This is a genomic window from Leisingera sp. MMG026, from assembly GCF_021654205.1.
In the GTDB taxonomy this organism is placed as follows: domain Bacteria; phylum Pseudomonadota; class Alphaproteobacteria; order Rhodobacterales; family Rhodobacteraceae; genus Leisingera.
In genome coordinates, this window is record NZ_JAKFZM010000037.1 from 24,943 (window position 1) to 39,662 (window position 14,720).

The 14,720-nt window shown below is 62.9% G+C and carries 12 protein-coding genes; all 12 read right to left on the reverse strand.

The genetic code is table 11. From position 1 onward, the window contains the following. Positions 1–40: 40 nt before the first annotated feature. Positions 41–1,381, reverse strand: a complete 1,341-nt coding sequence (locus tag L1069_RS17895) for a TRAP transporter large permease (RefSeq protein ID WP_211038621.1) — start codon at positions 1,379–1,381, stop codon at positions 41–43. A 41-nt stretch (positions 1,382–1,422) separates the two neighbouring features. Further along, positions 1,423–1,920, reverse strand: coding sequence for a TRAP transporter small permease (locus L1069_RS17900; RefSeq protein WP_237456592.1), 498 nt, complete (start codon positions 1,918–1,920; stop codon positions 1,423–1,425). Positions 1,921–1,981: 61 nt separating this feature from the next. Next, positions 1,982–3,052: a C4-dicarboxylate TRAP transporter substrate-binding protein gene (locus L1069_RS17905; RefSeq protein ID WP_237456593.1), complete on the reverse strand. Its 1,071-nt coding sequence runs from the start codon at positions 3,050–3,052 to the stop codon at positions 1,982–1,984. A gap of 176 nt (positions 3,053–3,228) precedes the next feature. After that, positions 3,229–4,749, reverse strand: coding sequence for a class I adenylate-forming enzyme family protein (locus L1069_RS17910; protein WP_237456594.1), 1,521 nt, complete (start codon positions 4,747–4,749; stop codon positions 3,229–3,231). A gap of 22 nt (positions 4,750–4,771) precedes the next feature. Then, positions 4,772–5,776 carry a nitronate monooxygenase gene (locus L1069_RS17915; protein WP_237456595.1) on the reverse strand — a complete coding sequence of 335 codons (1,005 nt, stop codon included), beginning with the start codon at positions 5,774–5,776 and terminating at the stop codon, positions 4,772–4,774. A 10-nt stretch (positions 5,777–5,786) separates the two neighbouring features. Then, a complete protein-coding gene (locus tag L1069_RS17920) occupies positions 5,787–6,566 on the reverse strand; it encodes an enoyl-CoA hydratase family protein (protein WP_237456596.1) in 780 nt (259 codons plus the stop codon). Beyond that, the gene (locus tag L1069_RS17925) at positions 6,563–6,988 is read right to left on the reverse strand and encodes a PaaI family thioesterase (protein ID WP_129369608.1); all 426 of its coding nucleotides are present in this window, start codon (positions 6,986–6,988) and stop codon (positions 6,563–6,565) included. The genes L1069_RS17920 and L1069_RS17925 overlap by 4 nt, the downstream gene beginning before the upstream one ends. Positions 6,989–6,991: 3 nt before the next feature. Beyond that, entirely contained in the window at positions 6,992–8,122 is a 1,131-nt protein-coding gene (locus L1069_RS17930) for an acyl-CoA dehydrogenase family protein (RefSeq protein WP_237456597.1), read from the reverse strand. 14 nt (positions 8,123–8,136) lie between these two features. Continuing rightward, positions 8,137–9,333 (reverse strand): acyl-CoA dehydrogenase family protein, encoded by a 1,197-nt coding sequence (locus L1069_RS17935; RefSeq protein WP_237456598.1) that lies wholly within the window; start codon positions 9,331–9,333, stop codon positions 8,137–8,139. Positions 9,334–9,346: 13 nt separating this feature from the next. After that, positions 9,347–10,525 (reverse strand): acetyl-CoA C-acyltransferase, encoded by a 1,179-nt coding sequence (locus L1069_RS17940; RefSeq protein WP_237456599.1) that lies wholly within the window; start codon positions 10,523–10,525, stop codon positions 9,347–9,349. Positions 10,526–10,536: 11 nt separating this feature from the next. Further along, positions 10,537–12,630, reverse strand: a complete 2,094-nt coding sequence (locus tag L1069_RS17945; RefSeq protein ID WP_237456600.1) for a 3-hydroxyacyl-CoA dehydrogenase NAD-binding domain-containing protein — start codon at positions 12,628–12,630, stop codon at positions 10,537–10,539. A 447-nt stretch (positions 12,631–13,077) separates the two neighbouring features. After that, the coding region (locus L1069_RS17950) for a plasmid recombination protein (RefSeq protein WP_237456601.1) at positions 13,078–14,720 on the reverse strand (1,643 nt) is incomplete at its 5' end.

The following is a 14,720-nucleotide window of genomic DNA, read 5'->3' on the forward strand; positions in this document are numbered from 1 at the left end:
CGGCCCGAGCCGGGTATTCGCTGTCCGCTGGCCCCCAATACTACTGAACCGCATTTGACAGCACCAGAGAGATTGACGGGAAAGCCACCAGCAGAAGCAGCACGACCACATCAACGCTCAGAAACCGCCAGATGCCGGAAAAGACCATGCCCACCGGGGCGTCCTTGCCGACAACATTAGACAGCACAAAGACATTCAGCCCCACCGGCGGGGTGATCAGGCCGATCTCCAGCAGCTTCACGACAACAACGCCAAACCAGATCAGGTTCAGCCCGTAGGATTCCACCAGCGGCACCACCAGCGGCAGGGTCAGAACCATGATTCCGATCGGGTCCAGGAACATGCCCAGCATCAGATAGACCACGCAGATCGCAAACAGCAGCGTGCCCGTAGACAGCTGCGCCTGCGCCACCCAGTCCACCAGCGCGGGCGCCATGCCCGTCAGCGCAATCGCAGCGACAAATATCTTGGCACCCGCCGCAACAAAGAAGATCGCGCCGGTCTGTACACAGGTTTCCCGGACCGCCTGCCAGATGCCTGCAAGATCAAGCTGCCGCTGCACCAGGCCGATCAGCACAGTCAGCACAACGCTCACCGCCGCCGCCGCGGTGGCGGTAAAGTACCCGCCGTAAATCCCAATCACGATCACTGCAAAAATCACGGCCGCGGGCCAGGCCCTGCGGAACGCCGCCAGCTTGTCGGCAAAGCTGGCCGCTTCGCCGCGGGCAGGCACCGCCGCCGGATCCGCCCTGATCCACATTGCAATGACCAGAACAAAACCCGCCAGCGTCAGCAGCCCCGGCAGAATGCCGGCAATGAACAGTTTGTTCACCGAGGTCTCGGTGAAGATCGCATAGATGATGAACAGAATGCTCGGGGGGATCAGAGAGCCGAGTGTACCCCCGGCAGCGACGCTGGCGGTTGCCAGCCTTGGGTCATAGCCAAGGCGCAGCATTTCTGGGGTACAGATTTTGCCCATGGTCGACGCACAGGCCAGGCTGGAGCCGGTAATGGCGGAAAACCCGCCGCAGCCCATCACCGAGGCCACCGCAATGCCGCCGCGCAGGCGCAGCAGCCAGACCTTGGCCGCGTCATAAACCGCCGTGGTGATCCCGGCACGATAGGCAATGTTGCCAAGCGCGATGAACAGCGGGATCATCGACAAATCAAAGGAATGCAGCAGATCGAACGAATTGTTGAAGACCAGCGACGAGGTCGCCCGGAAGGCCCGTTCCGGCATGAAGGTGCCAGTGCGGAAGGCAAAGATTGTAAAGGCTGCCAGCGTCGCCACGCCGATCAGGGCAAAGGCAATCGGCACACGGATGGCCAGAAGCACAAGCATAACGGCAAAGGCCACAAGGCCGATCAGGGCAGGATCCACGGGCAGTCTCCTCGGCAGGTCTGTTGAATGTCAGATGGGTGTCAGGTCTTGTGCAGCACGATTTCGCCGCCGCGCAGCAGGGTCAGCGCATCGCCGGCAGCCATCACCGCAAGCCGCAGCCATCCCAGCGCAATCCCAAGGGTAAAGGCCAGCCGCCCCGGCCATTGCGGCAGGTTCAGATCGCCGTAGAACACACTGCCGGTCTGCCACTGATGCAAAAACTCCCGGCCGCCGGAATACAAGATCGGCGTCAGCGCCAAGAGGCCGAACAAGGTGCCGAACACGGTCAGCCAACCCGACACCCGCGGCGGCAGCAGATTGGTCAGAAACTCCACCGCGATATGCGCCCGCTGCGCGGTTGCGGCGGCCAGGGGCATCACAATCGCCAGAACCATCAGCTCGCGCACGATGACAATGGTGTCCGGCACCGAGCTGTTGAACAGGTTCAACGCCACCACATCGGCAAAGATCAACAGCGCCAGCAGAATGATGGCCGCCGCCGATGTATCTACAAAAACCCGTTCCAGCCTGTGCAGCATCTTGTCCTCCCTCACATTTGCCAGGCGGCGCTGCCGCCGCCCGGCCCCTGTTCCGCCTTGATCAGTTGCTGCGCGTCCAAGGGTAGCCCTTGGCCTCGAACTCAGACGTGAATTCAGCCACTGCTGCGGTGTAGGTGGCCATCAGCCGGTCCGCATCCAGACCAACGCTGCGGGCATTTTCCATCCAATCCGCAATAAAGGGTTCCGCCGCCGCATTCAGGGCAGCCTTGTCAGCCTCGCTCAGCTCGATGACCTCGATCTTGCGGGCGGTTTCGCCTGCGGTCATCGCCTTCATCGCCTTGCTGTTGGCACCGGTCACAATCTTGGCAAACTGATCCGCCAGTTCCTCGCCCGCCTGCATCAGCACCTGCTGCTGGCCAGCCTCCAGACCGTCAAAAACCTGCTTATTCATGAACATGCCGTAGCCGCCGATTTGTCCCCAATTCAGGACAGTATAGCTGTCGATCACCTCGTCCCACTTCAGCGAGGGCACGATGTAGTCATAGCCCTGGCTGCAATCGATCAGCCCGGTGTCCAGCCCCTGATAGGCTTCATAGACTGACAGGTTCACGCGGGTTGCGCCCATTTCGCCAAAGACCTTGCCGTAAACGCCGGCGCCGCGGACCTTCTTACCCTTGATGTCCTCAACCGAACGGATCGGCTCTCCGGCGCAGGCAACATTCACAGCCGAGGCGGTGAAGGTGCCGATATAGACCAGGTTCTGGCGGGCCAGATGCTCGACAATCTGCGGTTCCGACCGCATCAGGCGGTCGGCTGCACGCATGGCGACCCAGGCATTCGGCCCGCCGATGGGAAAGTCCGCCAGCGAATAGGCCGCCATTTCCTTCTGGAAATAGGCCGCAATGATCGACCCGGCATCCGCCACCCCGTCGCCGATCCCCTGCACTGCCGCGCTTGCCTTGAACAGCGCGCCGCCCCATTGGACGTCCATCCGCAGATCGCCTTCCGACAGCTCGCCGATACGGCTGTTGTACCATTTCAGCGCGGCAGGAACCGTGCCCCGATCCGGGCCGCTGTGGCCGTAGTAAATCACGGTCTCCGCAGAGACCGCCGTCGCACCAAGACCGGCCGCAATGGTCAGCCCTCCCAGAATATTCCTGATCATTCCCATGACTGGCATCTCCTCCTCGAAAGCCATTCGTTTCATTTTACTATGTGGAATTTTGACGTTCTGTCCAGAATTTTATTTCACATAATGAAATTTACAATGACTGCCTGCGCTCGACCCGCAGCAGAACAGGACTTCCTCTTCTGCGCCTCTGCAGAACAAGAAATTGGCGCAGCAGATCAAACGCCTTCCGCCAGCTCGCTGGCAAAGGCTTCGATCAGTTTCGCTTTCAGGATTTTCCCAGTCGGCGCGGCAGGCAGGGCCGCAGCCACGATAATACGTGCCGGCCGCTTGTAGGGCGCAAGCCGGTCGTGCAAAAAGGCTTTCAGCTCTGTTTCTTTCACGCTGCTGCCAGTGGCGGCGCTGACAAAGGCCAGAACCTCTTCGTTCCCTTCAAGGGTACGGCCCACCACGCTTGCCACCACCACATCGGGATGCTCGGTCAGCGCTGCCTCGATCTCCACCGGGTAGACATTGAAGCCGGACCTGATGATCAGTTCCTTGGTGCGTCCAGCTATATGCAGCCGCCCTTCCCCGTCAAAGCGGCCTAGGTCGCCGGTGCGGAACAACCCGTCCTCTGTCAATGCCGCCGAAGATTGCTCTGGGTCACGGAAGTATCCCTTCATGACTTGCGGGCCGCCCACCAGGATCTCTCCTATACCTTCCTCCGGAGTGGCGCCCGGCGCCTCCAAGTCGAGCTTAAGGGTGCAATCGCCCATCGGCAGGCCGACACTGATGTCAGGATCGCCGAATGCGTTGCAGGTGGCGCAGACACCCGCCGTGCCCTCAGTCAGCCCATAACCGTTTTGCAGCGGCAGGCCATAAAACGCCTCAGCCTCGCGTTTCCAGGCCGGATCCAGGGGCGCACCACCCGAGGAGACAAACCGCAGTTTTCCCGCATCATAGCGCGGTTTCCCATGTGCGCGGGCATAGTTGAACAGATGCGCATGCATCTGCGGCACTGCGGGCAACAGGGTCACATCCTCTTGCAGCGCCTGATACAGACGCTCTGCCGAGAATTGCGCCTCCATCCGCATCGCCGATTGCGCAAGGGTGACCGACAGCATGGTGACAAGCCCGAAAATATGGCTGAGCGGCAGCGCCAGATAGGTCACATCCGCCTTCTGAATGCCCCGCACTTCGGCTGAGGCCGCCGCCCCTGCGATCAGGTTGGCATGGGTCAGCATCGCCGCCTTGGGGGTGCCGGTTGTGCCCGAAGTATAAAGCAGAAGAGACACCTGTTCGCGCCCGTCCTCTGACACCGGTTCCGGCGCGGCCCCCTCGCGCGGCATCAGCGCCGCCGTGCCAAAGGCGCCCTGCACGTCCTGAGCGCCATAGTGCTCCGCATGGGCGCGGGCTGCTGCGGATGAGGCGGCTGTGAACATCACAGCGCTGGGGTCGGAGTGGGCAAAGATCCGGTCCAGTTCAGCCGTGGTCAGCCGCGCATTGATGGCAACCGCGGATGCATCCAGCAGGCTTGCGCCAAAGAAGAATGCGATCACCTCGGCGCAGTTTTCAAACACCAGAACCACCCGGTCTCCGGGCCGCACGCCTGCGGACTTCAGCTGCTCCGCCGCGGCATGTGCCGCTTGGGACATCTCCTGCCAGGTCAGGCGGCGGCCATCCTGATCCATCAGCGCCAAAGCACCGGGGCGGGTGTCAGCGGCTGCCTGCAGCAACCCGTGTACGCGGTTATGCATGTCTATTCTCCTCCCTTTCCCTTCACGCCGCCAGGCCCAGCCGACCGAAGACCGCCAGCGCCTCAGCCTCCAGCCGGGCGGTGATTTCGGCGAAGGGCTCCACCTTGTCGACAAACCCCAGCGCATGGCCCGCCGACAGCAGCCCGCGGGAAACGTCGCCAGTGGCATAGGCTTGGCGTCCGATTTTGCCGGACACATGCTTCAGCAGTTCCTGAATGCCGATCTCCGGATTGTCGCGCTCCAGCCGGGCGACAGTTTCCGTGGTCTGATTGCGCAGGCTGCGCACAGTGTTACGCACCGAGTGCATGGTCAGCTGCGTATCCAGCTCGCTCGCATTCACCATTGCCTGCTTGTAATCCGGATGTGCGGTCAGCTCACTGGCAACCAGGAACCTGGTGCCTATCACCACGCCGGCCGCGCCCATCACAAGTGCTGCCATGATCTGCTTGCCGTGTCCGATGCCGCCGCCGATCAGCCAGGGGATAGTCAGCCGGTCCCCGGCCAGGCCTGCGTTGACCATGCTGCCAACCATATCCATGCCGGGGTGGCCGCCGCATTCAGCACCGACAATCGACACCATGTCGACCCCCACCTGCTCCGCCTTCACCGCATAGCGCAGGCTCGGCACCTTATGCAGCACGGTGATCCCGGCATCCTTGAGGATGGGCATGAACGCCTCGGGGCTGCGGCCGGATGTTTCGACAAACTGCACGCCTTCGTCCGCGATCAGCCGGAACACCTCCCCGGTCTTCTCGCCCGGCACCAGCTTGGGGATCATCGAGACATTGACCCCGAAGGCCTTGCCTTGGCACATCTCGCGGCAGCGGCGGATTTCGGCGCGCAGATCGTCCATTTCAGGGAAACTGGCCGCAGTGATGAAAGAGATTATCCCCGCCCGCGCCGCAGCCGATACATATTCGGCATTGGCCAGCCATTGCAGGCCGCCCGCCACAACCGGCAGCCGGGTGCCATAGGTCCGGGTCACGGCTGTATCGAAAATCACCGGAAGCGCAGAAGTATGCATCATGTCGGTCTCCTTACCGGAATACTGGGGAGGTTTTGCTAAGAAAGGCGCCGATGCCCGCCTGGGCTTCGTCACCGCCAAGGGCCTGCGCCATGGCATCGCGTTCATGGGTCATCTGGTCTTCGAAACTGGCGGTTTCGGCCTGGTTGAGCAACATCTTGATGTCCGCAATCGCCATCTCAGGGCCACGGGCCACCGCATCGGCCAAAGTTTCGGCCTGCGCCAGGGTACGCCCCTTGGGTGCCAGTTCCGTCACAGCCCCCAACTGATGCATCCGCTCCGCGCTGAGCGGTTCCGCCAGCATCGCCATCCGCGCCACGGTTGCCCGCGGCAGCGCCTGCGTCAGCGCATAGGTGGCGCCGCCATCCGGCACCAGGCCTGCCTTGACATAGGCCAGCGTGAACATCGCCCCCTCTTCCGCTACGATCATATCCGCCGCCATTGCAAGCGATAGCCCGGCCCCTGCCGCGCCGCCTTCGACAGCTGCAATCACGGGCTTGGGACAGTCCCGGACCGCACGGATCAAGGCGTTCAGCTTGCCGATCTGCACCTGCCGCTCCTCATAGGGCATCGCGCGGCGTTCCTTCAGCATGTTCAGATTGCCACCGGAACAGAAGAACCCGCCCGCGCCCGCCAGGATCACAGCCGCAATCGCAGTATCCTCTGCCGCCCGCGCCAGACCCTCCTGCAAGCCTTGGTAATACTCATACGACAGCGCATTGCGCATGCCTGTGTTGCAGTTCCAGATAATCAGGGTCCCGCCGCGGACCTCATGCCGGTAAAGCGCGCTCATGCCGTATCCTCAGCTGCTGCCCCGCGCACCCGCTTGAAAACGCCGGTTGAGGCCGCAATCAGCCGCCCTTCCCCGTCGCGCAGATCGCAAGAGACAAATTTGGTTGTGCTGCCGCCGCCGGTGATCCGGCCGGTCGCCCGCACGCACCCCTGGTGGGCCACTGCCAGATAATTGACGTTCAACGACAGGGTGACAAAAGGGGTGATCCCTTGCGGATCGCAGGTGAGGCTGGCGGTGATCCCGCTGGCCGTATCCAGCAACGTTGCCGCCACGCCGCCATGCAGGCTGCCCTGCCGGTTCAGATGCAAAGGCGAAATCTCCAGCACGCAATGCGCCTCAACCGCCTCCGGGTCGAGTTCAATGCCGTAGCCCATCGCCTCAAACAGCGGGATCAGGGGCCTGTCGGGACGGACCAGCGGCATGTCTTACCCCGCCTTCAGCGCAATGAAGCGCTCCAGATGGTAGTCCGTGTCGCCGAACAGATGGTCGATCATCGTCAGCCGGCGGGCGAAATGGGACAGCGCGTATTCATCGGTCATACCGATGCCGCCATGCATCTGGATGCATTCCTCGGCCACCAGCGCCCCGGCGCGGCCAATCAGGTTCTTGGCAGCGCTGGCATGGATTTCGCGCAAACCACGCGGCTGATCCAGATTGCCCGCCAGGTTAATCACGGCTGAGCGCGCCTGCTCCACCTCGATCAGCATGTCCGCCATCCGGTGCTGCAGCGCCTGAAACTTGCCAATCGGCATGCCGAACTGCTTGCGCTCCTTCAGATAGGCGATGGTCAGATCCTTGGCGGCCTCCATCGCCCCCAGCGCCTCGGCGCAGAGGGCTGTCAGGCCGCGGGCGACAGCGGCTTCCAGCGCGTCCAGCCCCTCTCCGGCGGCGCCCAAGCGCGCCGCATCCGTCAGGCGCACCCCGTCCAAGGCAACCGTTGCAGAGGAAATACCATCCATATTGCGGTGGCCGCTGACGGTCACACCGGGCGTGCTGACCGGCACCAGAAAAAGCGAAATGCCTGCCGCATCCGCAACCGCGCCAGCCTCCCGCGCCGAGACCACCAGCGTCTGCGCCTCAGCACCATAGAGCACATGGGTCTTGAGACCGTTCAGCACGATATCATCGCCGTCGGCAGACGCCGTGGTTTCCACATGGTTCAGGTCATAGCGCGCGCCTGCCTCGCCCTGCGCCAGCGCGGCCACATGGGTACCGGCGATAATCTCATCCGCCAGCCCGCACTGGCGTTCGTTGCCGAGGGCAGCAATCAGCCCGCCCGCCAGAACTGCCGGCAGTACCGGTTCGATCACGCCAGCGCGGCCCAGCTCTTCGAACACCACCATCAAGTCAAAGCCCTGGCCACCGAAACCGCCCTGATCTTCGCGGAACATGGCGCCAAGCACGCCCATTTCGGCCAGCTCGGCATAGATGCCTGCGTCATAGGCGCCCCCTGCCGCAATCAGTGCCCGACGATTTTCATGTGAATACTTGTCCGCCAGAAACCGCTGCAGCGTATCGCGGAGCATCATCCGTTCTTCGGTCAGATTGAAATCCATGTTACCTGCTCCCGTTACAGACCCAGAATGGCCTTGGTGATAATGGTGCGCTGCACCTCGTTCGAGCCGCCGAAGATCGACAGCTTACGCATGTTGAAATACGCAGGTGCCGCCGCTGCCGCATGGTCCGGCCCTAGCGCCGCCGCATTGCTGCCGCCCTCCAGGAAATCAGGCTGGAACGGCAGCGCATCCGGCCCCATTGCCCGGCGCAAGAGCGATGTCAGCTCCTGCCGGATCACCGTGCCCTTGACCTTCAGCATCGAGCTTTCGGCGCCGGGCGCCTGCCCCTTGGCCGCAGCCGAGACAACCCGCAGGTTGGTGGTCGCCATCGCCATCAGGTCGATCTCTGCCTGCGCCATGCGGGCCGCGAAATGCGGGTTTTCCGCCAGGGGCCGCCCGCCGGACGCCACTCGCCCGGCCACATGTTTCAGCGTGGTCAGCAGGGCGTTTGAAAAACCGACCCCGGCGATATTGGTGCGCTCATGGGTCAGCAGATACTTGGCATAGGTCCAGCCCTTGTTCTCCTCGCCCACCAGGTTCTCCGCAGGCACCCGGACGTTGTCAAAGAACACCTCGTTCACTTCTGGTTCGCCATCAATCAGCACGATGGGGCGGACCGTGACTCCGGGGGTGTCCATGTCGATCAGCAGAAAGGAGATGCCTTCCTGTTTCTTGGCATCCGGATCGGTCCGCACCAGGCAGAAAATCCAGTTCGCGTGCTGGCCCAGCGTGGTCCAGGTTTTCTGACCGTTGACCACATAGTGGCCGCCGTCACGCATTGCCCGGGTCTTGACTGCCGCCAGATCGGAACCCGCGCCCGGCTCGGAATAGCCCTGGCACCACCAATCCTGGCCGTTCAGGATGCGCGGCAGAAAGCGCTGCCGCTGTTCTTCGGACCCGAAGGCCAGCAGCACCGGTGCCAGCATAGACAAGCCAAAGGGCAGGCTGCGCGGGGCATGGGCCAGACAGGCTTCTTCTTCAAAGATATGGCGTTGCACCGCGTTCCATTCACTGCCGCCATAGGTCCGCGGCCAGTTCGGCGCCAGCCAGCCGCGCGTATTCAGCAGGCTGTGCCATTGCTCAACGTCCGCCTTGGCCAGCCGCTTGCCCAGCCGCACCTTCTCGCGCAGCTCATGCGGCAGGGTTTCCTTCAGCCATTGGCGGACCTCTGTCCGGAACGCCTGTTCTTCCTTGGTGTAATTCAGATCCATCGCGTGGTGCCCCTCAGAAGATTTCAAACAGGCCGGCCGCACCCATGCCGCCGCCGATGCACATGGTGACAACGCCCAGCCTGGCGCCGCGCCGCCGCCCTTCCAGCAGCAGATGCCCGGTCATCCGCGCACCGGTCATGCCAAACGGGTGGCCGATCGAGATCGAACCGCCGTTGACGTTGCAAATCTCCGGGTCGATCCCCAGCCGGTCGCGGCAGTAAAGCGCCTGCGAGGCGAAGGCCTCGTTCAGCTCCCACAGATCAATGTCGCTGACCGTCAGCCCGTGCCGCTGCAGCAGGCGCGGCACCGCATAAACCGGACCGATGCCCATTTCATCCGGCTCACAACCTGCCACGGCAAAACCCTTGAATGCACCCAGCGGCTCGACACCTTCGCGTTCGGCAACGGCACTGTCCATCAGCACCAGCGCTGCCGCCCCGTCGCTCAGCTGCGAGGCGTTGCCCGCGGTGACGAAATGCCCCTCGCCCTGCACCGGGGCCAGCCCGGCCAGCCCCTCCAGCGTGGTGTTCGGCCGGTTGCAATCGTCCATGGCAAAACTCACCTCCTTGCGGGAGATCTCGCCGCTTTCCTTGTCCTTGAAGGCCTGGGTCACGGTGATGGGCACGATTTCCTCATCCAGACGGCCCGCGGCCTGGGCCGCTGCCGTGCGCTGCTGGCTGGACAGCGCCAATTCGTCCTGCGCCTCACGGCTGATGCCATAGCGTTCGGCGACGATGTCAGCGGTCTGGATCATCGGCAGATACAGCTCCGGCTTGTTCTCCAGAACCCAGCTTTCCTGCGCCTGCGGCGGGCGGGCGGGCGGCATCTGGCTGATGCTTTCCACCCCTGCCCCAATGGCGGCCTCTGCGCCCTCCATCACAATCGAATGCGCGGCCATCGCCACCGCCTGCAATCCGGACGAGCAAAACCGGTTCACGGTGGCTGCGGAAACAGACACCGGCAGCCCGGCGCGGATCACCGACTGGCGGGCAATGTTGGATCCAGTCCAGCCTTCGGGGTAGCCGCAGCCGACCAGCGCGTCCTCGATCAGGTCCGGCGCAATGCCGGCACGCCGCACCGCGTGGCTGATGGCATGGCCCGCCATGGTGGCGCCGTGGGTTTCATTGAAGGCGCCGCGGTAGGATTTGGCCAGACCAGTGCGCGCAGTGGAGACGATGACCGCCTGTTTCATAAAATACTCCTTCAGGTGTTGAGACTGCCAAAGCTCCGGCCTTCGGCGGCCAGTCGTTCCAGCAGCGGCGCAGGCTGCCAGAGGATCGGATCTTCCTCATGGAAGCGGCAGATGTCCTGCAGGATCCTGTCCAGCCCGATGGTATCGGCATAATGCATCGGCCCGCCGCGCCAGCGCGGAAACCCGTATCCGTTCAGCAGGGTTACATCCACATCCAGCGGCCGCAGGGCGATGCCGTCCCCGACCACGCGCGCGGCCTCGTTCACCATCGCTGCCATGTAGCGGCTGATGATCTCATCCTCGCTTATCGCCCGCGGCGTGATGCCCTTGGCGGTGCGCTCTGCTGCAATGATGTCTTCCACCTCAGGGTCAGGCTTCGGCCCGCCGGCGCCCTCTTCATAGATGTAAAAGCCGCGCCCGGTCTTGCGCCCGAACCGGCCCAATTCGCACAGGCGGTCGGCAAACTCGGGGTAGGTTTCCCTTGGATCGCGCTCAGCCGCCAGGCGCTTGCGGTTGGCCCAGCCAATATCCAGCCCGGCCAGATCGCCAACCGCAAACGGCCCCATCGCCAGCCCAAAGCCGGTCAGCGCTTTGTCCACGGCATAGGGGCTCGCCCCTGCGAGCACCATGCCGTAGACCGCCTTGCCGTAATGCGACAGGATCCGGTTGCCGATGAACCCGTCGCAGACGCCCGCGCGCACCGCTACTTTCTTCAACCGCTTGGCCAGCGCAAAGCCCGACGCCACCGCATCAGGGGCGGTATCTTTGCCCACCACAACTTCCAGCAGCCGCATCACATGCGCGGGCGAGAAGAAATGCAGCCCGATCACATCCTGCGGGCGGCTGGTCATTGCCGCAATCCGGTTCAGATCCAGATACGAGGTGTTCGAGGCCAGAATGGCGCCCGGCTTGCAGACCTCATCCAGCCGGGTGAACACGTCCTTCTTGACGTCCATGCTTTCAAAGACGGCTTCGATCACCAGATCTGCCTGTGCGAAATCCTCGTACCGGGTGGTGGTGCGGAACGCTTGCGCCAGAATAGCATCTCGCTGCGGCGCTGCCAGCTTGCCGCGTTTCACAGCACTCTCCAGCATCCTGCCAACGCTGTCTGCCGCCCTGTCTGCCGCAACTTCGTCGCGCTCGGCCAGGGTCACATCCAATCCGCTCAGTAAAGCGCTGACAGCAATCCCCGCCCCCATAGTGCCGCCGCCAACAACGCCCATCCGATTGATAGCGCGTGGGTCAACACCTTCGATTTCCGGCAGTTTCCCAACCTGGCGCTCAGCAAAGAAAGCGTGGATCAGGGCGGTGCTCTGGTCCGAGGCCATCAGCTCCTGAAACAATGCGCGCTCTTTCTTCAGCCCGTCCTCGAACGGCAGCGACATCGCCGCCTCCACTGCATCGAGGCAGGCGATTGGGGCAATCGCCCCGCGTGCGGCCCTGGCAACTTTGGCCCGGACGCCCTCCAGTTCCGCCGGCTCCAGTATATTGCACAGCAGGCTCCCGGCCGGGCGCGGCTCCTTGCCTGCCGCGATCAGCTCCCGGGCAAATGCGATACCTTCGGCGCGGGCATCGGTGCCGTCCGCCACCCGGTCAATCAGCCCCATGGACAACGCCGCATCGGCACTAACCGGCTTGCCGCCGGTGATCATACGGGCCGCATCTGCCGCCGGGATCAGCCGCGGCAGGCGCTGGGTGCCGCCTGCGCCCGGCAGCAGCCCCAGCGACACTTCCGGCAGGCCGAGACGGGTGCCCTTTACCGCGATCCGGTAATGCGCGCCCAGGGCCGCCTCCAGCCCGCCGCCAAGCACATTCCCGTGCATCGCCGCAATGACCGGCACCTGCGCCGCCTCGATTTCAGTGATCAGATCCGGCAGGAACGGCGCCAGCGGCGGCTTGCCGAATTCGCGGATATCCGCGCCGGCAAAGAAACTGCGCCCCGTGCAGCAGATGACAACAGCCTTGGTTTCCGCGCGGCTCAGCGCGGCCCGAAAACTCCCCTGCAGACCGACGCGCACCGCATGCGAAAGCGCGTTCACCGGCGGGTTGTCCACCCGCACAACAGCAACGCTGCCATCCATTGTCAGATTAACCTGATTTGCCATCCTGTTCCTCCGCCCGTTGTTCGCGCATCTCTTGGCTTGGGTTTCTGAGTAACAATTTTGATTTCTAGTTTCAATATGTAAAATTACATTCTTCTTTGCGGAATTCAATTCCACCGAGACGGCTGCTCATCCGTGAGGTCACACAGGACGCGGCGGAGAAGGCAAGCCCGCACGCGTCAACTGCCAACCGTGTTGCATGTCGACCAGTCAGGTTCCGGACCAGAGCCCATGGTGAAGGCCCGCTTCTGCAGTCGGTCAAGTACACACACGCATGTGCGGCGAACTTCCGGAGACCGCCCACCCTCCGGGAGTGAGAAGGATCAAACGGCGGTTCCGATCACGTCCGGTATGGCCTGACTGCGGTTATAAACTTGAGCGAGGCAGACGATCGCTTTGTCCCGCACAGCAAACCTTGGCTTGTCACCCAACGAAAGGCAGCAATCGGTCCTATTTCGGTCCGCTGTCTATCCCTCCGAGCGAGATCCCGGACAGCCTCGCCTCATCTTCCGGCTCCCATTCCTGACGCAGACCGCGCACATAATCCGCGTCACTCTTCAGCTTTTGTCGTTCTATGGCGAGGACGCGTTTCACGGTCCGGGCCACCAGTTGGGCAATGCGCGTGACCATCCGCATCGCTGGACGGATTTCTGTTAGCGTTTCATCCCGCGCACCCTTGGTATCCGGAGCGGCCGGGCCCCATGACAGGCCAGCCTGCTGATCCGCAGACGCCTCCCGCCAGCAAATCGCCCCATCAGCAACCAGATCCAACCCGGACTCGATGGCATCCGTGATGACTTCTGCCTCCGTTGCCTTCAACCGGACCTTTTCTTCTGCCTCCTGCAGCCTCTTCTCCTCAGTCAGCCGGGCAGCCCGGGCCTCAGCAGCCGCTTTTTCTTCCTGGCCGCGGTGCTGAACCATCTGCCGCAGCTGAGCGGCCAGATCAGTTCTTTCCGCCTTCGCGGCGTTCAGCACCTGCTCGGCCTGCTGCGTTGCCTGGAGAATCCGCGCGCGTTTTCCTTCCTCCAGCTTCCGCGCCGCCATCTTGGCCCGGTACTTTTCCGCAGCTTCTTCTGCCCTTGCCTCATACCCCTTAACCCTCGGCTCCAATGCCCCGACCTCAGCCACAATTTTCTCTTTCAGAGCATTCGCAGCGTCAGCCGCTTTTTCAAACTGCACAGCCTCTGCCTCCGCCGTATCGCGGCGGCGGATCATCTTTGCAGTTTCCCGCGCGGTCCGCTGTTTGCGGGCCCGCGCTTCTTTTATGGCGCGCTTGCGCGATTTCTTGACCGTGGCCTTGGCCAGGTCCCGGCCGTTTTCAACGGCCGCCTTTGCCTCATCCTGGGCGTCGTCCAGGATGCGTTTCTTCTCCGCCTGCGCCTTTTGGCGCTCCTCGGCACGCCATTTTGATGGCGGCACATGCTGCCGCTTCTCGGGCAGAGGTTTTCCCTCTGCCCGCGCCTGGCGCCGGGCTTTGGCACGGCGCTCCCCCCTGGCAAGCCCGATTGTCTCAAAAGCTTCTCCGGCAAGATCCTGGGCATGCTCAGAGCTTTTGATGAGCGGGTTGTCAGATGCCTGCAGCAGGATCTGATGCCCGCGGTTGGCGGATGGTTTCTCGGTCCAAACGGCCACGACAAAGTGGATATGGTAAGCCTCTTCATCGACGTGGGCACTGGCATAGCGCAGCTGACCATTTGGAAAGTTTTCACGGAGGAACGACATGGCCGTTTTGCGGAAAGCAGAGACACGTTCCGGATCCCATTCAGAGAGCCCTGCCCCGCCGAACCAGTCTTTGTTGACAGTGAATATGCCTTCACGAAGCGGGCCTCTGCTGCAGGATCGCCAGGGGTCTGCAGACCCTTCCGCCTCCAGCTTCCTGGCGTCCTTCATGCGTGATTTGGCTCTGAGGGCACGCAAATGCTCCTCGTGATTGTGACGGCGCATCTCAGCAATTTCGCCGCGTATCTGCTGCTGCCAGCCCGGCCCGCCGGCCAGCACCTGGTTCAGCCGGGACAACTCCTGGTCGACATGATCCAGGTCGCCGCCGCCGCGCTCGTCATGCATCTTGAATTTGCCGAGGCCCTGCGGGCCCT